Below are 20,879 nucleotides of genomic sequence, written 5' to 3'. Positions count from 1 at the left end.
ACCACGATATGAAATTTATTTTTCACACTTTGCGTGTTGAAAAGTTCACGTTTCGTGCTTAAGATTGCCGCGTGTTATCGGAGACCCCTTATGAACCGTATTGCTGAGCACCGAGAGAAAGCAGGTATTAGGCAAAGAGATTTGGTGGTTGAGCTTGGTTGGACGCAGACGCGTGTTAGCAATTACGAGGCCGGGCGGCGCAATGCTGGGCTATCGGAATGTCGAGCAATTGTTCGTGCGCTAAACAAGCTTGGCGCTGCATGTTCGCTTGATGACGTTTTTCCGCCTGATTTAGGTGGAACTCAAGCAGCTTAGAAAAAAGGCGATCCGAAGATCGCCCAGTTCCTCCCGGCACACACCACCACAGTGTCGCCAGGTCGCGGTTTAGGTAGGCGTGCACACCACATGCAAAAACGTCTACTTCAACCGCGCTTTCAAGGCTCGGAAGCCTTGGGTTGCTGCCTTCTCCACCACAGATAGGGCAGCTGTTGCGCCAGAGGTGAACAACGGATTGTTCGCCTCGGCACGGTGCCGGTGTCGATCCCGAAGATCTCGCCGGCGTTTGGGCCCTTTCAAGCCACGCGGCAAATGTATCACCACTGCATGCTGCGCGGCACTGGCAACTTTTAAGGATTAATGCCATGAGCCGTATCGCTTTGAACTCTGTTGAGCGGGCCAAGCGGGAAGTCTTGCCGCTCGATCTCGCGCTTTACCATGCCGCCCGGGACTATCCTGGTGGCGCCGCAGCCATCGCCGCCACCACCGGCCGCAACCCGACCACGCTACAGCACAAGCTGTCTCCCACCCACCCTAGCCACAGCATCAACATTCAAGAATTTGGCGAAATCCTGGAGCTGACCAAGGACCGGCGCATTCTCGACGCGGTGCATGCCTTGGTAGGGGACACGATCTGGCAGGAGTTGGCCGAGGCTTACACCAACGACATGCCGGAGACGCTGACCACGGGCATCGCGGTGTACTTCCGTCAGGTCGCCGACCTGGCCGACACCTGGGCCAAGAGCATCGGCGATGGCGTGGTAAGTGATGCCGAGCTGGCCGAAATTCGTCTGCAGGTATTTCGCGGCATACAGGGGCTGCTAGGCATGTTCAACCGTGCCTGCTACGTCAACCAGACCACTCGGGGGGCGGACCATGGCTGACATTGCGGATTTTGCCAACGATCTGGTGCAAGAACGCCTCGATCAAGCGCTTGCGGCGCGTCAGTTGCTGAGACCTGAGTTGGCGGCGCATTCCTTCCTCATCTGCGAAGACTGTGACGGTCCTATTCCCGAAGCGCGCCGCTTGGCGCAGCCGGGTTGCACCATGTGTGTGACCTGTCAGGAGATCGATGATGTGCGGAGGGCCCGCCATGCTTGATGAGGTCTTGGGGCAGTTCGCCGATTACGGCCTGGAGCCCGCGCAGCCGTTGGTGTTCGGCAAGCTCACCCGCTGCAAAACGGCGCAGGATAAGGGCAAGGAGAAAAACGGCTGGTACGTGGTGCATGAGCACTACACCGAGAAGGGCGAAACACTGATCTTCGGCAGCTTTGGCGATTGGCGTTCGGGTGTGACGCAGAAGATCAAGGTCAAACCCGGGCGGATGAGTGCCGAGGAGCGTGAGGTGATGCGCGCCCGGCAGGAAGAGGCGAAACGCCGGGCGGCGGAAGTCGCCGCCAATGCAGCGCGTCGTGCGGCAAAGCGTGCCGCCGGGTTGTTCAAGCGGATGCCGGAGAAGGGCAAAAGCGCTTACCTAGACCGAAAGCAGATCGTTGGTTTCGGTGTGCGCTATGCACCGCGCTCGGGGGCTTTTCTGGTGCCCATGAGCAACGTGCGCGACCAGATTGTGGGCCTGCAGGTTATCTATCCTGAGAAGCAGCAGAACACTGGCCGCGACAAGTCCTATTGGCCTTACGGGATGTCGAAGGATGGGGCCTTTCATTTGGTCGGTCCACACCCGGAGCCGGGTGAGCCGATTCTGGTTTGTGAGGGGTACGCGACCGGCGTCAGCCTGCATATGGCGACTTCGCTGACTGTGGCCATTGCCTTTGATGCCGGCAACCTCATGCAGGTGTCCAAAGCGATGCGGGAGCGCTTTCCGGGTCGTCCGATCATTGTCTGTCGGGATGATGACTGGAAGACAACACGTCCTAACGGAGAACCCTGGAATCCCGGCAAGGAACGAGCGGAGAACGCAGCGGCGGTGGTCGGCGGCCAGGTGGTGGCGCCGATCTTTTCCGGCGAGCGAGAGATCAAGTGGACCGACTTCAACGACCTGCATTGCGCCGAAGGTTTGGAGGCAGTGCGTCGTCAGGTGCTGGCGGTGGTCAGGCCACCCGCTGCGGGTGGCTGGCGGGATCTGTTGGCTCGCAGCGACAGCGGCATGCTGATCGCGCACATGCAGAACGTTGAACTGATCCTGAGCAATGATGAGCGCTGGGCCGGGGTGATTGGCTTCTGTTCGTTCAGCGCCAAGATCGTCAAGCTGCGGGTACCGCCCTATGGCGGCGACACCGGCGACTGGGCCGACATCGACGACATGCTGGTGATGAAGTGGCTCGCGCAGCAGTACAACCTGCGGGTCAAGGTCGGGAACGTGATCGAGGCGGTGAGCGTGGTGGCGCACTATCGGGCGTTTCATCCGGTGCGCAATTACCTGCGCGGCCTGGAGTGGGACCGCGTGCCCCGGCTCGACTCCTGGCTCACCGAGATCATGGGCGTGGAGCCGACCGACTACAGCTCAAAGGTCGGCAAGCGCTGGATGGTTTCGGCGGTGGGCCGGGTGATGGCGCCGGGGTGCAAGGCGGACTCGGTGATGATTCTGGAAGGTGCACAGGGCGCCGGTAAGTCAACGGCCATGAGCATTCTCGGTGGTTCGTGGTTTATGGACACGCCGTTTACCCTGGGTGACAAGGATGCGTTCCAGGCGATTCGGGGCAAGTGGATTATCGAATTGGGCGAGTTGGACAGCTTCAACAAGGCCGAGTCGACCAAGGCCAAACAGTTCTTCTCGGCCTCGGTGGACACCTACCGCGAGAGCTACGGCCGCAGAACGATGGACGTGCCACGCCAGTGTGTTTTCGTGGGCACCACCAACCAGGATGAATACCTCAAGGACGCCACCGGCAACCGGCGTTATTGGCCTGTGGCCTGCACCAAGGTCGACCTAGAGCAACTGCGGCAGATCCGCGACCAGCTCTGGGCCGAGGCGATGTTCTGCTATCAGGCGGGTGATATCTGGTGGGTGATCCGTGACGAAGCGCCGTTGTTCGCCGAGGCGCAGGAAGAGCGCTTTGTGGTGGATGAATGGGAGGTGCCAATTCTGAAGTGGCTGGAAGAGTCGCACTTGGGGGAGACCACCACCGGCAGTCAGATCCTGGCCGAGGTTCTGAAAATCGACCCTAGCCATTGGGACAAGCCAGCGCAGATGCGTGTCGGCTCAATCATGCACCGGCTGGGGTGGCGCAAGAAGCGTATGCCAGCGTTGACGAAGAGCGGCGTGCGCCCGTGGGCCTATCAGAAGCCGACCAGCTGGGGGCGCGGCTCTGCATTGCAGGTGGCGCCGATGGAGGAGGAGCCTTGCTTTGATTAAGCGAATCGACGAGATGCTCAAACTCTGGGCTCAGGATCTGCACATGCCCACGACCCAGGCCATCGGCACCGCAGGCGGCGGCAACATGATCGCCATGCTGATGGAGTGCAAAGGCGAGCTGATACGGGGAACCCGTGGCAGTCGGGTGCTGCTGGATGAATCAGCCGATATCGAGCTGATCGTCAACAAGCACCTGCCGCCCGAGCTGGCACTGGTGGTGATGGAGCATTACTGCAATCACGACAGCCTGCTTTCGCAGAAGATGCTGCACTGCGGCTGTAGTGCCAGGACGTACTACCTGCGTTTGCATGAGGCTCACGTGTACATCGACGGATTGCTCATGGGGAGGGCTGCTTGAGCCTTACCCTGGCTGCGTCTGCTGCTGTCCTACTGGCTCGCCTTGTCCGACCGCGTTTTAACGCAGCAGGACAAGCGCGGGCCTTGTCATTCGTGGGCTGTCCTACTGTCCAACCGCTCAGCGCGTCATGCGCACACATGAGCGCAGCGGGCACACACTACGCGCCGTGGGCGCGCACGCGTGCCTTTCAATTTCTTCTTACAGGCGAGAAAGGAAAAACAGAGGTAGGACAGTAGGTCAGAGCCTTGTATTTCGGGGCCTGTAGCTGTCCTGCCTGACTCACTATCAGTGGGACAGGCAGGACAGCGCCCAAGGCGCTGATAGCCGAAATAAAGATATTCGCCGACATTGCCTAGGCGTTCACTAGACATTCACCGGGTGGCGTTAAAACAGGGTTGCTGCCAGTAAAATCCACCTGTAAAAAGTAGCCATCTTCGATAGGTGCGACCGCAGAGAGCGGCAGGCACCCACACACCAAACCCGGCCCTTGCGCCGGGTTTTTGCGTTTAAGGGGCAGGCGATGACGAACGAGCAACAAGCACTGGCAGAGATGCCGATCTGGTTAGTGATCGTCCTGGCCCTAGTGGGCGGCGTGTCCGGCGAGATGTGGCGGGCAGACAAGGAAGGGGCGCGAGGTTGGGCATTGGTTCGGCGTCTCGCGCTGCGTTCCGGTGCCTGCATCGCCTGCGGGATGGCGGCGATGATGTTGCTGATTGGTGCAGGGGTTTCGATCTGGACGGCGGGCGCCTTCGGTTGCCTGACGGCGATGGCTGGGGCGGATGTCGCCATTGGCTTGTACGAGCGGTGGGCGGCCAGGCGGATTGGAGTTTCGCAACCGCCCTCCGGCGATGGAGCGGTCTGAGCATCGCAGGGGTCCATAACCAGGGCTTTCCGGCTTGAGTTGGTAAAGGAGGATGAACTGATGCCCGCACCAGCAATGCCAGCGAAGGTCATCAGCCCCTACAACTACCGGTGGCAACAAGCGCGTGAAGGTTTTCTGCGCAAGCATCCGCTGTGTCGCAATTGCGAGCGGCGCGGCATCGTCGAGGCGGCCGGTGTGGTTGACCACATCGTTCCTCATCGCGGCGACATGACCCTGTTCTGGGATCGCAACAACTGGCAGTCGCTCTGCATCCCTTGCCACAACTCGTACAAGCAGCGGCTGGAGAAATCCGGGCGCGAGGTTGGCTGCGATCAGGGCGGAAAGCCCCTGGATCCGGGCCATCACTGGAATCGGTGAGCGCGCACCAAAATTGTGCAAAAAATGACCATTTTTCGGGGAGGGGGGGCAAAAAATCCTTTCCCGAAAACGTTCTAGACCGTTCGCCCCTCTCTCTGTGCAACGCCGGGAAAAATGGCAAGGGGGGGTATGAAAAGGTCAGGGGGTTAAGGCCCGATTTTCAAGGAGGTTCACATGGCTGGAAACGGCAACTCAGGTCGGACGGCCAAGCCGACAGTGCTGCATTTATTGGATGGCAACAAGAGCAAGAAGAACTTCGGCGCCTTGATGGATGACCTGACATCCTCGGCGATTCCGGTTCAGGCCCCGCCGATGCCCGACTGCCTTTCCGATGGTGCGGTCGCTGAGTGGGAACGCCTGATTCCAGACCTGCTGGTTCTCGGACTGGTGACCAAGCTCGACATGATGGCGCTCGCCAGTTACTGCGAAGCCGTCGCCGATTGGCAGAGCTTCCGTCGCCGGATTGCAGAGGTCAATGCCCAGCACGCCGGCCTGGAACAAGGCGACATCCAAACTTTCGCCACTGGAGCCAAGCAGATATCCATCTGGCGCCAGTTGGCGAACGACGCCGAGAAACGTGCCAACGCCGCCGGGGCGCAATTCGGATTCTCGCCTATGGCGCGTCGCAATCTGAAAGTCACGGCGCCACAAGGTGAGCTGTTCCCTAATGAGCCAAAAGACGCCGCCAGCAAGTACTTCAGCTGATCTGGACCGTGCCACCGAGTTCGCTCGGGCGGTCATTGCCAAGCAAATCGTTGCTGGCCCCGATGTTCGCAATGCCTGTCGTCGGCACATGCGCGACCTGCGTAGCGGGCACAAGCGTGGCCTGGTCTTCGACTTGGAGTCAGCCAATCGGGCCATCGGCTTTTTTGAGGATGTCCTCTGCCTCAACGGCGGCGAGTATGAAGGACTTCCCTTCATCCTGGCCCCGTGGCAAGCCTTCATCGTTGGCAGTCTGTTTGGTTGGAAGACTCAGGACGGTTACCGGCGCTTTCGGATTGCCTACATCGAGACGGCCAAAGGCAGTGGCAAGTCGCCCCTGGCGGCGGGCATCGGCCTGTATGGCTTGGTTGCGGACGGCGAGGCTCGGGCTGAGATCTACGCTGCAGCCACGAAAAAGGATCAGGCCATGGTCCTGTTCCGTGATGCGGTGTCGATGGTCGACATGTCGCCGCACCTCAACGCTCGGCTGCATCGTTCGGGTACCGGGGACAAGGTCTGGAACTTGTACTACCCGAACGCGGGTTCGTTCTTCAAGCCGATCAGTGCCGACGATGGCCAGTCCGGCCCGCGTCCGCACATCGGGTTGCTGGATGAGGTGCATGAGCACAAGACCGCGACGGTCATCAACATGCTGCGCGCTGGTACCAAGCACCGGAAACAGGCGTTGATCGTGATGATCACCAACAGCGGCTCGGACAAGACCAGCGTTTGCTGGGAGCACCACGAACTGGGCTCGCGGATCTGTGCAGGCAAGGAAGACAACGACAGTGTCTTCGCCTTCATCTGCAGCCTGGACAAGGGCGACGATCCGTTCAAGGACGAAAGCTGTTGGCCCAAGGTCAACCCAAGCTTGGAGTTTGCCCTCGACGGCCAGGTCGATGGGATCCCGGGTCGCAAGTACTTGCGTGAACAGGTCGCCGAAGCCCGCGGTATGCCATCAAAAGAGGCGGTGGTCCGGCGGCTCAATTTCTGCGAGTGGACCCAAGCCTCTGCGCCGTGGATCTCGTGGGACGTCTGGAGTCAGGCCGCGCAGCGGGTGCGGATGTCGGTGTTGCGTAACCGCCCTTGTGTGGGCGGACTTGACCTGTCCAGTACCACGGACCTGACGGCTTTTGTGCTGCTGTTCTTCCCCACATACGAGGATCCGCACTGGCGGTTGCTGCCGTATTTCTGGATACCAGATTTCCAGCTGGCTGATCGCGAGAAGCGCGACAAGGTGCCGTACCTGGCCTGGATCAAGGCCAAGGAGCTGGAAACCACGCCGGGCAAGGCCATCAGCAAGCTGTTTGTGCTGCGGCGGTTGCAGACCATCTGCGGCTACTTCGACGTGCGCAAGATCGCCTATGACCGCTGGCGTATCGAGGATCTCCAGCAACTTATGGATGAACATGACATTTGCTTGCCGGAGATCGCGCCCTTTGGTCAGGGCTACAAGGACATGGGCCCCGCGGTGGACGAGTTCGAGCGGCGTCTGCTGGGCAACATCGAGCGTGCGCCACCTGTGCTTGATCCGGACGCCGAAGACGCCGAGTTGATCAGCGATGCCACGGTGGCCGATCTGGTTGAGCCACTCCGGCACGACGACAACCCGGTCATGACCTGGTGCGCGAGCAACGCGGTCATCACCGCCGACCCGGCCAACAACCGCAAGGCGGACAAGTCCAAGGCCATCGGGCGCATTGACGGCATTGTCGCCAGCATCATGGCGACGGGCATCAGTGGGTCGGTCCCTGTGGCTTCCTCGGGTAAATCCATCTACGACGAAGGGGTAAGCATTTGACTCTTATCGCATGGGCCGCTTGGCTCGCTGGCGCGTTGGGCTTCGGCCTGTTCATTGCCGGTATCGCGTTGATCCACATTCCGGCGGCGTTCATCGCGGCCGGGCTCTGCCTGCTGGTCTGGGCCTACATTGCCGATAAGGCCGCCGCGGCCTTGCACAACAAACAATCCCCCGGAGGTGGCTGATCATGTTCTTCAGCAATCTGCTGGGGCCCCGTGACGGGCTTACTGTCAATGACGGTGCCGGATTGTGGAGCAGCCTCATTGGCTCTGTCCGGTCTGCGGCGGGGGTGAAGGTCACCGCGGAGAGCGCGCTGGCGATTACCGTTCTGCAGAACTGCGTCACGCTGTTGGCCGAGAGTGTGGCGCAGCTGCCGCTGGAGATGTACCGGCGCATGGGGGAGGGCAAGCGTGAAGCCGCCTTGAATCATCCGCTGTATGACGTGCTGCGCTACCAGCCCAACCCCTGGCAGACGCCTTATGAGTACCGGGAGTGCAGCCAGCTTGCGGTGGGTTTGCGGGGCAATGCCTATAGCTTCATTGACCGGCACGACGACGGATCGGTGAAGGGACTCTACCCCTTGCACAACGATAAGGTCAGCGTGCTGAAAGGGGCTGACCTGATGCCGTATTACCGGATCGGGGCGCAGGATCCGGTGCCTATGCGGCTGATTCACCATGTTCGCTGGCACACCAAGAACCACTACACGGGCATGTCGCCGATTGAGCTACATGCCGATGCTGTGGGGCTGGCCCAGGCAGTACGGCAGTACGCCGGCAAATCCTTCCAAAACGGCACGGCTGTCAGCGGCGTGATCGAGCGGCCAAAGGAGGCTGTAGCGATCAAGAGTCAGGCCGCGATTGATCACATTCTTGATCAGTGGGGGAGCAAGTTCTCTGGCATCGACAACGCCAAAAAGGTCGCGATGCTTCAGGAGGGGATGACCTTCAAACCGGTGTCCATGAACAACGTCGATGCCGAGCTGCTGGGCATTCTCAAGGTGACGGGCACCGACTTGGCGCGGATCTACAAGATCCCCCCGCACATGATCAACGACCTGGAGAAGGCCAGCTACAACAGCCTGGAGCAGTTGCTGATCCAGTATGTGATCTTCGCCTTGCTGCCCTGGGTCAAACGGCATGAGGAAGCAATGATGCGCGACTTCCTGCTGCCGGCCGAGCGCCGTGAATACTTCATTGAACACAACCTGTCCGGCCTGCTGCGCGGTGACCAGAAAAGTCGCTACGACTCCTACGCCGTGGGGCGCCAGTGGGGCTGGCTGTCGATCAACGACATCCGCCGCCTGGAAAACATGCCACCAGTGGCCAACGGTGACAGCTACCTGCAACCGCTCAATATGACCGACGTGGCCCACGGGCTGCCGAATCTGCACAACCCCGACGTCCGTGCCCAGCTTGAACAGCAGCGCGACGACATAGTGAGGATGCTTGCCGCATGAAACAACACCTGCGCGCCGCCAGTCTGCTGTTCAATCAGCCGCTGTTGATTACCCCGGACATGCTCGATCTGGCTGTCCGCTGGGCCAACCAAACCATGAGCCTGAATATCGTCAACCTCAACTTGTCCGGTGCTGGAGCAGATCCGGGTCCAAAGCTGGGTTTCTACGATGACGACGACGGCCCGAGTCCTGCCGAGCGGCTTGAAGAGCAGCGGCGCTCCGCCGTTGCTCAGACAGGCGTTGAGGTGATTCCGGTTCATGGCTTTCTGGTCAGTCGCGCCAATCACCTGAACGTGTGCGAAACCATGACCAGCTATGAGGGGCTGCGCGCTTCGCTCAAGCAGGCCGTTGCCGATCCTATGGTCGAGCGCATCGTGCTGGACATCGACAGCCCTGGCGGTAGTGCGGTGGGCTGTTTCGAGTTGGCCGCTGATATCCGCGCCGCGAGCCTGATCAAACCCATCACGGGCCTGGTCAACTTCTCGGCGTACTCGGCGGCCTATTTCATTGCTGCGGCTTGCACCGAAGTGGTGGTAAGCCAGACCTCGGGAGTGGGTTCGATTGGCGTGATTGCCAGCCACATGGACCGCTCCCGAATGCTTGAAGGGGCTGGGGTGAAAGTCACCACGGTCTACGCCGGCGCCCACAAGAACGATCTGAACCCCAACGAGCCGCTGAGCGAGCAGTCGTTGGCGTTTCTCAATGCCGTGGTGCAGGAAAACTATCAGCTGTTTACGGGGGCGGTTGCCCAGTATCGCAACCTCGACGTGGCCCAGGTTATTGCCACGGAGGCCGCCTGCTATTGGGGGCAGGCCGCTGTCGAGATCGGGCTTGCGGACAGGCTGGAGTCGCCGCAGATGGCGGTGGATGGCATCGCCCGTGCGGTTGCGCTCAGCCGTGCCCAGCGCTCGCCCGTCGCCCAAGCGCGGCAACGCATCGCCGTACAGGCCGCGGCCTTTGCAATCCAAGCCCAGGCTTGAGTTTCACTCACTCTGACCGCGTTCGCGGCAGTGATACCCAACCGCCAATCGGCGGTTTTTTATTGCCCAGGAGGCAACAGCATGTCTTTAGTCACACAACTGCGTAGCGAACGCGCCCGGCTCAACGGCGAGATCCAGGCGCTGGCCAAGATCGAAGCCGACGGTGGTTCGCTGTCTGTCGAGCAGCTCGCTCAGTTCACTCAGCTCGGGGCTGAATTCAATGCCCTGGGCGACAAGATCGCTCGCGCCGAGTCGGCCGAACGTGCTGCCGCGGCCAGTGCGACACCGGTCGAGGAGGGTGCTCAGGGCATCAACGGGCCGCCCCGTGTCGCTGGCCCCTATGCAGCCAAGCCAGTCCCGGGGGCCAACATGGCGCAAATGGTGCGGGTACTGGCCGCCACTCGGGGCGATCAGCACGCCGCGGCCAAGATGGCTCACGACTCCGGGATGAACCCTGAAATCGCCATGGCCCTCAGCACTGTGACTCCGGGGGCTGGCGGTGTATTGGTGCCGCAGGGCTTCTCCAGCGAGGTGATCGAACTGCTACGGCCGAAGTCGGTGGTGCGTAGCATGGGTGCGGTTTCGCTGCCGCTGCAGAACGGCAGCCTGACTATTCCGCGGATCAAGGGCGGTGCAATCGTCGGTTACATCGGCAGTGAAGAGGACATGCCCGCCACTGGCATGCAGTTCGATGACCTCAAGCTGTCGGCGAAAAAGCTGGCCGCGTTGGTGCCCATCAGCAACGATCTGTTGAGCTACTCGGGCGTAAACCCGAATGTGGATCGCCTGGTGGTGAACGATCTGACCAGCGCCGTGGGCCTGGCCGAGGATCTCTCTTTCTTGCGAGGTGCCGGCACCGGCAACCTGCCCAAGGGGCTGCGGTTCTGGGCGCCTGCTTTCAACGTGTTTGATGCACCCACTGATCAGACCCTCGCTGCGGTCGAGCTGGCGCTTTCCGCCCTGATCCTGCGGCTGGAAAACGCCAACTCCAACATGCTGGCGCCGGGGTTTGTGATGGCGCCTCGCACCAAGCGCTGGCTGTCGGCGCTGCGTGTTGGTGACGACGGTAAGGGCGCAAAAGCCTATCCGGAGCTGGAAGAAGGCAAGCTCAAGGGCTTCCCGGTGGCGACCACCACTCAAGTGCCGATCAACCTGGGGGCTGGCGGTGATGAGTCGGAAATCCATTTTGCTGACTTCGCCGACTGCTTCATTGGAGAGGATGACGCAATGGTCATCGACTTCAGCAAGGAGGCCACCTACAAGGATGCCGGCGGCAACCTGGTGAGCGCCTTCCAGCGGGATCAGACCCTGGTGCGGGTGATTGCCAAGCACGACTTCGGCCCACGTCATGTCGAGTCGGTAGCGGTCATGACCAAGGTCAAATGGGGCAGCACCCTTTAACCCTATCGGCCCGGTTTGCCGGGCCAACCCAATTCCCGATTAGAGGTTCAGCTCATGTCCGTTGCAGCGTTAATCATCGTGTTGTTCATCAAGGCTTGGCGCGGCTACGCCCCAGGCGAAATTGCCGGCTTCAATGAAGATACTGCCGAGGGGCTGATTCAGGGCGGTTTTGCAGAGGAATATACCGGCGCGGAGGGTCGGTCGCCCGCCGCCAGTGGCAAGTCTTCTACTCGGGCCAAAGCCCCGGCGAAGTCCAAGCCTCAGACCAAGGACAAGCTTGAAGGCGCTCCCGACTCACCCGCTACCGGTGCAGAGTTTGGTAGTGAGGGGGCAGGCGGGGCTGACAACGCTGGCGATGCTGATCCTGAAAAGGATGAGTCTGCCGACGATGAGAAGCCCTAGTCATGGCCATGCTGATCAGCTACACCGGGCCGGAGCCGCTGACGTATGACGATGTGGTCGCTCAGTGCCGGCTGGATCCCGACGACGATGACACCGCCGAGCGTGATCTGATCGAACGGATTGTTATCCCTGCGGCCCGTGGGCTGGCAGAGGAGGCAACCGGTGCAGCGATCCGCAAGGGGCAGTATCGTGAACATCTGCCGAAAGTCCCTGCAGGCAGTGCTTTTGCTGCCACCAAGGGCCAGGCTTTCGAGTTGCAGAGTATTGCCCTTGGTGCCACGGCGGGGGCGGCGTTGCTTGATCCTGCTGCGGCCTACCTGGTCAACGGTGGTAAGGAGTCGTTTGTTTACACTCAGCAGGGCCTGCCGTGGCGGGATGTGGTGGGTAGCTGTCCTCAGGGATTGATGGTCACCTATCAGGCGGGCATCGAGATCGAGGACCACCCCTCTGTTCGGCACTATCTACTCCTGGCCGCCGCCTGGGCTTACCGGCATCGTGAGTTGCTGGTACTTGGGCAAACCCTCAACGAGTTGCCAGACCGTTACCTGTTGACCTTGCTGGCGGGTATCACCGTTCCGCCGAGGATCTGAGATGGCCTTACGCGAACCCGGGGCGGGCGAGCTGAATCGGCGGGTGCGTGTCCGTCGCCGGTCGGATTTGCCCGCCGACAATATTGGACTCGACTCTGTTTTCTCTGAAAGCAAATGGCGCTGGGCGATGATCGTTCCGGCAGGGACGGGTGTGTATGTCGATGGCATCCAGACCGACAATAAATTCACCCACTGGATAACCCTGCGGTTCCTGAAGGGGGTCACCAGTGACCATGAGGTGGTACACGGCAGCACCCTCTACCGGGTCAAGCGCAGTGCCGATATGAACGGCAGCCATCGCTTTACGCTGCTGCAGGTGGAGGAGCTGGGCGAGTCTCAGGCAGGAGGCAACATCTATGTCTAACTCGGCTTCAGTTGATGGCTACTTGCACTTCGAAGGCTTCGACGAATTCCAGCGCGATGCCTTCGATAAGAAGGCGATCCGCGCCGGGATGCGCAAGGTTGGCCGGTTGGTCACCCAGCGGGCGCAGATGAACCTCGCCTTAGGAAAGGGCCAGGAAGGCTACCCGGTCAATCGCACCGGGGCGACATTGGAGTCGATTTCTTTCAAGGTGTCCCGCTCGGGTTTTCTGGTGAAGATCGCCCCCCGGAAAACTGCGGCCATGGCTGAGTTTTACCCAGCCTACCTGCACTACGGGGTGAAGCGCGGCAGGCGCCTGGGCAAGCTGGCGCCAGGAAAGGGCAAGGGCAAGTCCAACCGGCGAGCTGCTGGTGCTCGTGCGGCGGCCCTGGCAGAGCGTGCGGCGGGTGAGTGGCGTATCAAGCCTCGTGACAACTACATGGCTGATGCGCTGCAGGACTCAAGTTCTGATGTGAAGGGCATTCTCAGTGCGGCCTTCGCCAACGCCTTGCGTTGAAGGATGGTGATGCCTGTTCTGAACATGCGCTACATCAGGTAGCAGACCACTGTAATCCTTAAGACGTGCATCATGTTTGAATTAGCATCTTCTCGGCTCAGGGCTCTGTGGTTTGAGCATCCTCAGTCAGAAGGTTTGCAGGGCTTGGTAGTTGACCTGCTGCTGAGGATAGCGATGGCGGGAAAACCGGTGGCTGTGCGCTATGTGCAATAAGGGGGAAGTAGCTGATTGATTTGTAAATCGTTTTGAGCTGCGCCTAATACGGCGCAGTTCCCTTAGTTCGAAACTGCAGCTACTTTTTGGCCTGTTTCATTTAAATTGGCGAACACGCCGTAAACAGTCGTTACTGAAACCCACATAACAGCCGCGACGCCGAGCAAAATTGTTGCTCGCTGACTTGAGAGAACACCAAGGTCGGAAGCCTTCGCAACGCAAGTCTGGAACCCTAAATATAATGCGGGTGCAAAACTACCCCATGCTGTACAGATAATTACTGCATGTTGAAGATCTGGTTTCGCGCGAACCTTCCAAGAAATGATGAAGTAGATAATTAATAGCAGGATGGATCCAACGGCAAAGATTAAAGCTGCGCCGTCTAGCTCAATCTCCATTGGTCTCATCCTTAGCGGCGCTCCTGCCGATCATTGCTCCAATAACTGCTCCTACAAGAGCCCCGCCGATACCTGGAAAAAAAAGGTTAGCGACTGCTGCTCCACCGATGGTTGTGGCGAGCATTGTCACGTCTGGATTCGAAGTCGGGCTTTTTGGTTTGGTGACTTGTTCAGTCTCCTGGTCTGAGGAAGACCTGGGATCAAGATCTGTATTTTGCACCACTTACATACCCTCCATGTGTACGAGGACCACCATTTAAGCGGTCTCTAGTGGAAGTATAGCTATACCAACGTTTCGTTTACTAGGCCATGCCCTTCCTCACAATACGGGCCGAACCCCTTCAGCTATCGAGCTGTCGAGTGTTTTGCAGTCGCGCCAGGTCAACGCATTCTCTGAGCGATCACAGTCTCTCGAACACCTGACTCGATTTCGGAGTTTATCCCTAATGAAATTAAACCCTGTTGTTGCCCAGTTGCGGGCGACCTGTCCGACCTTTGCCCATCGGGTCACGGGCGGCATTGATTGGGATGCTGTGGCGGACAGCGCCAAGTTGGATTTGCCTGCCGCCTACGTGATCGCTTCCGCCGATGCGGCAGACGATAACGTGGCTCAGAACACCGTGGTTCAGCGAATCACGGACCAGTTCGCCGTTGTCGTCGTTCTTGAGGCCACGGACGAACGAGGGCAGGAAGCCAACGACCTGTTGCACGACATCAGGGCCGAGTTGTGGCGTTCGCTGATTGGCTGGAAGCCAGCGCCCGAGTACACGCCCCTGGAGTACGGCAAGGGCGCCTTGCTCCACATCAGCCGCGCTCGGGTCGTGTATCAGATGACCTTCGTCGCGTCCTTCCAGCTTGGCCGCAACCTTCCCCAAGAGCTTGGCGAAACCTGGGCCGAGCTGGCAGCGGATGGCCTGGTGCCGTTTGAGGGGGCGACTTTCAACATGGACTGCATCGATCCGGCGGATCCGAACCTGAAGCGGCCCGGCCCGGATGGGCGCATCGAAGTCAAATTTTCAGGAGACGCAACACCATGACCCAGCGCATCACAGTGGTACCGGCCTCGGGCCGCGCAGTGCCTGACCCAGAAGCCGGTGATCTGTTGCCGGCTGAGGGGCGGGAAGTTCCGGATAACGCCTGGTGGCGACGTCGCTTTTTGGATGGCGACGTAACGCTCAAGCCAACCAAACCCGCCAAGGCCGTCGCCGCGGCGACTCAAGAGGGGCCGAAGTAATGGCTATCGGATTCAGCAACATCCCCGCGGATATCCGCGTTCCGCTGTTCTATGCGGAAATGGACAACTCCGCAGCAAACACCGCCGCTTCGGCCATGCGCCGCTTGATCGTCGCCCAGGTGAACGACAACGCACCCAGCGAAGGTGCCGGCAAGTTGGTGCTGGTGCCCAGCGTGGCATTGGCGAAAAGCATTGGCGGCCAGGGTTCGATGCTCGCCGCGATGTACGACACCTGGCGCAAGGCAGATCCCATTGGCGAGATCTGGTGTTTGCCGCTGCTGAGCACTGAGGGGGTCAAGGCAGCGGCCAAGGTCACTCTGTCCGGCACTGCCACCGAGTCCGGTCTGTTGAGCCTGTATGTAGGCGGTGTTCGTGTTCAGGCCACCGTCACAGCGGCAGCAACTGCCGCGGTGGCTGCCTCGGCACTCGCGGTAAAAATCAACGCAGCCGCCGATCTGCCAGTGACTGCCAGCGCTGCTGGCGGCGTTGTGACGCTCACTTGTAAATGGTCGGGTGAGAGCGGCAACGATATTGGCATCGTCCTGAACCGCCTGGGCAAGACCAATGGCGAATTTACCCCGGCGGGGCTGACCGTTGAGCTGACCCAGATGCTGGGTGGCGCGGGCGTTCCGGATCAGGTTGACGCCATTGCCGCGTTGGGTGATGAGCCCTTTGAATTCATCTGTGTGCCCTGGTCCGATACCACCACGCTGAACCAGTGGCAGGCGGTCATGGATGACAACGTGGGGCGCTGGAGCTGGGCCAAGCAGTTGTTCGGTCATGTTTACAGCGCGAAGCGGGGCACCGTCGGCACCCTGGTGGCCGCCGGTCAGGCGCGCAACGATCAGCACATCACCATCCAGGCCCTGGAAAGCGGTGTGCCGCAGCCGGTGTGGGTCCAGGCCGCGGCTCTGGCGGCACGTACGTCAGTTTTCATTTCCGCCGATGCCAGTCGCCCCACGCAAAGCGGTTCGCTGCCGGGCCTGGATCCGGCCCCGGCCAGTGAGCGTTTCACCCTCACTGAGCGTCAGTCACTGCTGAGCTACGGGATCGCGACGGCGTATTACGAGGGGGGCTATGTGCGCATTCAGCGTTCGATCACCACCTACCAGAAGAACGCCTACGGTCAGGCTGATAACTCCTACCTGGACAGCGAAACCATGCACCAGTCGGCGTTCATCATCCGCCGGATGCAAAGCGTGATCACCAGTAAGTATGGGCGCCACAAGCTGGCGAACGACGGTACCCGGTTTGGCGCCGGCCAGCCGATTGTCACGCCGAGCACTATCCGCGGTGAGCTGATTGCCCAGTACGCCAAGCTTGAGCTGGAAGGGCACGTGGAAAACGCCGAGCTGTTTGCCGAGCACCTGGTGGTCGAGCGTGATTCGCGTGACCCGAGTCGTGTAAACGTCCTGTTCCCGCCGGACTACATCAATGGCCTGCGCATCTTTGCGCTGCTCAATCAGTTCCGCCTGCAGTACGACGCGGCGGCGTAACGCAGTCATTGCACCTACAGCCCGCCATGAGCGGGCTTTTTCATTCGGGAGAAGACCATGGGTCAATTAGTGGCGGGTACCGCCTACGTCAAAGTCGACGGTGCGCAGCTCACCATCACTGGCGGGGCTGAGGCTCCGTTGATGACGGTGAAGCGAGAGACGGTCGCGACGGGTTTCTACAAGGAAGAAGACCTGCCGCCGTACCTGAAGATGACAGCCATCCTGTCCCCGGATCTGGACTTCAAGAAGATCGTCAACGGGCGTGACATGACGGTCACCTGCGAGTTCAAGAACGGCAAGGTGTTCGTGTTGGCAGGGGCCTATCTGGTCGGGGAGCCCTCCTACAAGGGCGATGACGGTACCGCCGAATTTGAATTCAACGGCATCAAGGGGACTTGGCAATGAGTCAACCAATCAAGCTGCAGGTGCCGATTGAAGCGCACGGTGAAACGCTGGCCGAGCTGACCCTGCGCCGCCCGACGGTGCAGGAGGTGCGGGCCATCAAGGCGCTGCCCTACAAGATCGACAAAAGCGAAGAGGTCGGCCTCGACATGGACGTCGCCGCTAAATACATCGCGGTGTGTGCAGGCATCCCGCCTTCGTCGGTCAACCAGTTGGATCTGGTCGATCTGAACGCTTTGAGCTGGGCGGTGGCCAGTTTTTTCATGACTGCGGCGTCCACGCCATCGACGACCTGATCGCGCTGGCCTACGACCTGGCCTGGTTCTGGAAGATCGACCCCGAACAGATGATGGCCAGGCCCCTGGACCTCATTCTTGAATCGCTGAGCCACGCCCAGCGGATAAACCAATCCCAGCAGGTGCAGTGATGGCGGACAAGTTCCAGCTCAAGGCGTTGATCACGGGCGTTGACAAGCTGTCGCCAACGCTCACCGGGATCTGCAAGAACGTCGCGGGCTTTCGCAAACAGATGGAAAGCTCCGGCCTGGGCAAGATTGGTTTCCGGGATCTGCTGCAGGGCGGGGCATTCGCCGCGCCCTTTGTTGCTGGAGCGAAGGCGGCCATCGACTTTGAATCGTCCATGGCGGACGTGCGCAAGGTGGTGGATTTCGACACCCCGGAGCAGTTCAAGCAGATGGGCCAGGATGTGCTCGGGATGTCTGAGCAGATGCCGATGGCGGCGAGCGGCATTGCCGCGATTGTTGCTGCGGGCGGTCAGGCGGGCTTTGCTCGGGAAGAGCTGAAACAGTTCGCTGAAGACGCGGTAAAGATGGGGGTTGCCTTTGATCAGACCGCCGACCAGTCCGGCGACATGATGGCCAAGTGGCGAACCTCTTTCAAAATGACCCAGCCGGAAGTTGTGGCCCTGGCGGACAAGATCAACTACCTGAGCAACACAGGGCCTTCATCGGCGCAGCAGGTAGCGGACATCGTGACCCGCATCGGCGCGCTGGGTGGCATCGCGGGGCTTTCCTCGGGGCAGATCGCTGCCATGGGTGCCACCCTGGCGGGTGTGGGCGTGCCGAGCGAAGTAGCTGCAACAGGCATGAAGAACTTTATGCTGGCCCTGACCAAGGGCGGCGCGGCAACCAAGCAGCAGTCACAGGCGTTCAAGTCGTTGCGCCTCGATGTGAAACAAGTTGCCAAGAGCATGCAGCAAGACGCTCAGGGCACGATTGAGGACGTTCTTGATCGCATCGCGAAGGTTGACCCAGCAAAGCAGGCAGGCTTGCTCACACAGCTTTTCGGCACTGAGTCGGTGTCGGCGATTGCCCCCATGCTGACCAACTTGGACTTGCTGAAAACCAGCTTCTCCGCGGTAGGGAAAGAAGGCAAGTTTGCTGGCTCGATGCAGCTTGAGTATGAGACGCGATCCAAGACGACGGCCAACGCCTTGCAACTGATGCAGAACCGGGTGAATCGGTTGGGGGTTGAAGTCGGTGCAGCTCTTTTACCGCCGCTTAATAGTCTGCTTGCGGCGGTCGGTCCGCTGATCTCCCAGGTATCAGCACTGGCGGCAGAGCATCCTGAGGTAATCAAAGGTGTCTTGGGGGCAGGCATTGCTTTTACAGCAATGAGCGTGGGTGTTTGGGCCGCGGTTGCTGCAACGAAGGTGCTTAACCCACTGATTAAAGCTAACCCCATGGTTAGGATCGCAACACTGATTGCTATGGCTGTTGGGTTAATTATCGCCAACTGGTCCACCATCGGGCCGTACTTCCAGGCGCTGTGGGAGAAGATCAAGGGCCCGGCCATGGTGTTGTGGGGCTGGTTTAAACAAGCCTTCGCTTTCACTCCGCTGGGCTTGGTGATCGAAAACTGGGGGCCGCTGACCGAGTTCTTCAAGGCCATCTGGGGAGTGTTGGTTGCGATCTCTGGCCCGGCCTGGGATCTCATAAAGCACATGTTCGACTGGTCCCCGTTGGGAATCATCATCCAGAACTGGGAGCCGATCACCGCTTGGTTCAAGGGGTTGTGGGAAAAAATCAAACCCATCATTGAGCCGATCCTGCGCTTTATGGGCGCCGGGGAGGGTGGTGACGGAATCATCAAGACCGCGACCGATAAGGCCAACGCCTTCGCTGAGGAACAGCGCAAGCGCAATGCCGGGGAGGGCGGCGGTACCGGTGACTTCCTGCGCTCGGACGCTGCGAAGGTCATGCAAGAGCGGCAATCGTTCTTGAACAAGACCCAGGGCGGGGCCAGTGCCGGCGATCTGTTGCGGGCGCCGGGCCAGGTTCCGCCACCGGGTAGCCTGCTGCAGCAGACTGCCGCAGCAAACGCCCAAAGCCTGAAGGGCCAGATCGATATCAACCTCAACGGCGCGCCGCCCGGGTCCACGGTCGAAGAGTCGAAAACCAACCAGCGCGGCCTGAACATCAAGCCGAACGTTGGGCGGCGCACTGTCGGTGCAGAGAGGTAGCAGAATGGAAAGGACATGGCGCGACGAACTGCTGCCGGCGTCATTCAGAGGCATCAGCTTTCTGATTGACCGGGCCGCGGTGCCGGTGGGCATGAAAGGCCAGTTGCACGAATTCCCCCAGCGGGATGAGCCGTACTTTGAGCAGTTGGGCCGGCAGTCGCAGGTTCACGCCCTGACGGTGTGGATCATCGGTGACGACTGTTTCGAGCGGCGTGACAAATTTCTCGAGGCAGTCCAAACCCGGGGAGCAGGGGAACTGGTGCACCCCTGGCTCGGGCGAATGCAGGTCAAGGCTGGCGAATGTGAGATGAACCACAGCCGACGCGAGGGCGGCCTGGTCGCCTTCGACGTGGTGTTTTATCCGGATAAGCCGCTGCAATTTCCGGTGGCCCGGGTCAACACCCAGCAGCAGGTGGTCAAGTCGTCGGAAGGTCTGCTGGACTCCGCGCTGGCCCGGTACAAAGCAGCGATGGCGAAAGTTGACCAGGCTCGCCTGGGCATCATCGGTTTGCGCAATAGCTTGTCGAGCGTTTACAGCGTGATTCAGCAGCAGTTCGCGCCGCTGGTGGGCCTGTTCACGAACCTCAATGGTTTTGTGCAGTCGTTGATCAACTCGCCCGGAGCGCTGGGGGCGTTGTTCTCCAGCTACTTCAGCGACTTCACCGGCCTGGACTTCTCAAGCCCTGGATCCAGTTATCGCGGTTCCATTGCTTCCGCGACACAGCACAGCGAGGCGGTGACGGGCATCAACACGGTGAGCCAGGCCGCAGGGGCTGACACGAACGCAGCCGCACAGGCTACGGCTGATCTGGTGCAGGACGCACTGCTGGTGCAGGTGGCGCTGATCGTCAGCGAGATGCCGGTGGCGAGTCAGCCGGTATCGAACGACTCCACCCCATCGGTTGATCAGCAGGCTGTGCAGCCAGTTGAACGGCCCGAGGTGCCCGTGGCGGATGATGTCATTGAGCTGCGGGACAGCCTGAGCGAGGCGATCTATGAAGCCTCCCTCAAGGCGGACCCGCAGCACTATCAGGCCCTGACCAACCTACGCCAGACGCTGGTGAAGCACCTGACTGCCGTAGCCCAGTCTGGCGTGCGCCTGGTGGAGATCACCCCCGCCGAAGCGCTGCCAGCCCTGGTGCTGGCGTATCGGCGCTTCGGCGACGCCACGCGGGCCGGGGAGGTGGTGCAGCGCAACCGCATTCAACACCCCGGCTTTGTGCCGCCGGTCCCGCTCAAGATCGCACGGGAGTAA

25 protein-coding genes are annotated in these 20,879 nt (G+C 60.3%); 24 read left to right on the top strand and 1 reads right to left on the bottom strand.

The features are described 5' to 3' along the window. The first annotated feature begins 90 nt into the window (after positions 1-90). The 17 genes from ACMGF8_RS22955 (at position 91) to ACMGF8_RS22875 (ending at position 13,400) form a co-directional block, all read left to right on the top strand. Entirely contained in the window at positions 91-315 is a 225-nt protein-coding gene (locus tag ACMGF8_RS22955; protein WP_080774206.1) for a helix-turn-helix transcriptional regulator, read from the top strand. 326 nt (positions 316-641) lie between these two features. Next, the gene (locus tag ACMGF8_RS22950; protein WP_263001015.1) at positions 642-1,160 is read left to right on the top strand and encodes a phage regulatory CII family protein; all 519 of its coding nucleotides are present in this window, start codon (positions 642-644) and stop codon (positions 1,158-1,160) included. Beyond that, positions 1,153-1,377 (top strand): TraR/DksA family transcriptional regulator, encoded by a 225-nt coding sequence (locus ACMGF8_RS22945; RefSeq protein WP_060839754.1) that lies wholly within the window; start codon positions 1,153-1,155, stop codon positions 1,375-1,377. The genes ACMGF8_RS22950 and ACMGF8_RS22945 overlap by 8 nt, the downstream gene beginning before the upstream one ends. Continuing rightward, on the top strand, positions 1,370-3,589 hold the full coding sequence (locus ACMGF8_RS22940) for a VapE domain-containing protein (RefSeq protein ID WP_416757217.1): 2,220 nt from the start codon (positions 1,370-1,372) through the stop codon (positions 3,587-3,589). The genes ACMGF8_RS22945 and ACMGF8_RS22940 overlap by 8 nt, the downstream gene beginning before the upstream one ends. Then, the gene (locus tag ACMGF8_RS22935; protein WP_258717734.1) at positions 3,582-3,947 is read left to right on the top strand and encodes a hypothetical protein; all 366 of its coding nucleotides are present in this window, start codon (positions 3,582-3,584) and stop codon (positions 3,945-3,947) included. The genes ACMGF8_RS22940 and ACMGF8_RS22935 overlap by 8 nt, the downstream gene beginning before the upstream one ends. Before the next feature lie 520 nt (positions 3,948-4,467). Continuing rightward, positions 4,468-4,809 (top strand): phage holin family protein, encoded by a 342-nt coding sequence (locus tag ACMGF8_RS22930; protein ID WP_123430619.1) that lies wholly within the window; start codon positions 4,468-4,470, stop codon positions 4,807-4,809. 60 nt (positions 4,810-4,869) lie between these two features. Beyond that, complete coding sequence (locus ACMGF8_RS22925; protein WP_416757214.1) at positions 4,870-5,187, top strand: HNH endonuclease; 318 nt, start codon at positions 4,870-4,872, stop codon at positions 5,185-5,187. Between the two features lie 174 nt (positions 5,188-5,361). Continuing rightward, a complete protein-coding gene (locus ACMGF8_RS22920; RefSeq protein ID WP_416757212.1) occupies positions 5,362-5,892 on the top strand; it encodes a P27 family phage terminase small subunit in 531 nt (176 codons plus the stop codon). Continuing rightward, entirely contained in the window at positions 5,855-7,690 is a 1,836-nt protein-coding gene (locus ACMGF8_RS22915) for a terminase large subunit (protein ID WP_416757210.1), read from the top strand. Before ACMGF8_RS22920 ends, ACMGF8_RS22915 begins: the two co-directional genes overlap by 38 nt. Beyond that, positions 7,687-7,875: a hypothetical protein gene (locus ACMGF8_RS22910; protein WP_102879060.1), complete on the top strand. Its 189-nt coding sequence runs from the start codon at positions 7,687-7,689 to the stop codon at positions 7,873-7,875. The genes ACMGF8_RS22915 and ACMGF8_RS22910 overlap by 4 nt, the downstream gene beginning before the upstream one ends. Positions 7,876-7,877: 2 nt before the next feature. Further along, positions 7,878-9,149, top strand: a complete 1,272-nt coding sequence (locus ACMGF8_RS22905) for a phage portal protein (RefSeq protein ID WP_077934314.1) — start codon at positions 7,878-7,880, stop codon at positions 9,147-9,149. After that, the gene (locus ACMGF8_RS22900) at positions 9,146-10,129 is read left to right on the top strand and encodes a S49 family peptidase (protein ID WP_416757208.1); all 984 of its coding nucleotides are present in this window, start codon (positions 9,146-9,148) and stop codon (positions 10,127-10,129) included. The genes ACMGF8_RS22905 and ACMGF8_RS22900 overlap by 4 nt, the downstream gene beginning before the upstream one ends. 81 nt (positions 10,130-10,210) lie before the next feature. Next, positions 10,211-11,530: a phage major capsid protein gene (locus tag ACMGF8_RS22895; RefSeq protein WP_077934312.1), complete on the top strand. Its 1,320-nt coding sequence runs from the start codon at positions 10,211-10,213 to the stop codon at positions 11,528-11,530. A gap of 54 nt (positions 11,531-11,584) precedes the next feature. Continuing rightward, positions 11,585-11,932: a hypothetical protein gene (locus ACMGF8_RS22890; RefSeq protein ID WP_416757205.1), complete on the top strand. Its 348-nt coding sequence runs from the start codon at positions 11,585-11,587 to the stop codon at positions 11,930-11,932. A gap of 2 nt (positions 11,933-11,934) precedes the next feature. Beyond that, positions 11,935-12,522, top strand: a complete 588-nt coding sequence (locus ACMGF8_RS22885; RefSeq protein ID WP_416757203.1) for a hypothetical protein — start codon at positions 11,935-11,937, stop codon at positions 12,520-12,522. Position 12,523: 1 nt separating this feature from the next. Then, complete coding sequence (locus ACMGF8_RS22880) at positions 12,524-12,886, top strand: head-tail adaptor protein (protein WP_416757202.1); 363 nt, start codon at positions 12,524-12,526, stop codon at positions 12,884-12,886. Beyond that, entirely contained in the window at positions 12,879-13,400 is a 522-nt protein-coding gene (locus tag ACMGF8_RS22875; RefSeq protein ID WP_207166031.1) for a hypothetical protein, read from the top strand. The genes ACMGF8_RS22880 and ACMGF8_RS22875 overlap by 8 nt, the downstream gene beginning before the upstream one ends. Positions 13,401-13,675: 275 nt before the next feature. Here ACMGF8_RS22875 and ACMGF8_RS22870 read toward each other — a convergent pair whose 3' ends face one another. Then, entirely contained in the window at positions 13,676-14,011 is a 336-nt protein-coding gene (locus tag ACMGF8_RS22870; protein ID WP_102881008.1) for a hypothetical protein, read from the bottom strand. A 446-nt stretch (positions 14,012-14,457) separates the two neighbouring features. Here ACMGF8_RS22870 and ACMGF8_RS22865 point away from each other — a divergent pair, with 446 nt between their 5' ends. From ACMGF8_RS22865 to ACMGF8_RS22835, 7 genes are all read left to right on the top strand, one after another. Beyond that, complete coding sequence (locus ACMGF8_RS22865) at positions 14,458-15,048, top strand: hypothetical protein (protein WP_416757199.1); 591 nt, start codon at positions 14,458-14,460, stop codon at positions 15,046-15,048. Then, positions 15,045-15,245, top strand: coding sequence for a DUF2635 domain-containing protein (locus ACMGF8_RS22860; protein ID WP_077934305.1), 201 nt, complete (start codon positions 15,045-15,047; stop codon positions 15,243-15,245). The genes ACMGF8_RS22865 and ACMGF8_RS22860 overlap by 4 nt, the downstream gene beginning before the upstream one ends. After that, positions 15,245-16,741: a phage tail sheath subtilisin-like domain-containing protein gene (locus ACMGF8_RS22855; protein ID WP_123473517.1), complete on the top strand. Its 1,497-nt coding sequence runs from the start codon at positions 15,245-15,247 to the stop codon at positions 16,739-16,741. Before ACMGF8_RS22860 ends, ACMGF8_RS22855 begins: the two co-directional genes overlap by 1 nt. A gap of 57 nt (positions 16,742-16,798) precedes the next feature. Further along, entirely contained in the window at positions 16,799-17,146 is a 348-nt protein-coding gene (locus ACMGF8_RS22850) for a phage tail tube protein (RefSeq protein WP_077934303.1), read from the top strand. Then, complete coding sequence (locus tag ACMGF8_RS22845; protein WP_416757197.1) at positions 17,143-17,439, top strand: phage tail assembly protein; 297 nt, start codon at positions 17,143-17,145, stop codon at positions 17,437-17,439. Before ACMGF8_RS22850 ends, ACMGF8_RS22845 begins: the two co-directional genes overlap by 4 nt. 130 nt (positions 17,440-17,569) lie before the next feature. Beyond that, entirely contained in the window at positions 17,570-19,624 is a 2,055-nt protein-coding gene (locus ACMGF8_RS22840) for a phage tail tape measure protein (protein ID WP_416757195.1), read from the top strand. A 4-nt stretch (positions 19,625-19,628) separates the two neighbouring features. Then, a complete protein-coding gene (locus ACMGF8_RS22835; protein ID WP_210693388.1) occupies positions 19,629-20,879 on the top strand; it encodes a DNA circularization protein in 1,251 nt (416 codons plus the stop codon).

This window comes from Pseudomonas sp. BNK-7 (assembly GCF_048072025.1).
Lineage (GTDB): Bacteria > Pseudomonadota > Gammaproteobacteria > Pseudomonadales > Pseudomonadaceae > Aquipseudomonas > Aquipseudomonas danubii.
Note: the sequence above shows the minus strand (reverse complement) of the source record. Positions and strands in the feature narration are given on the sequence as shown.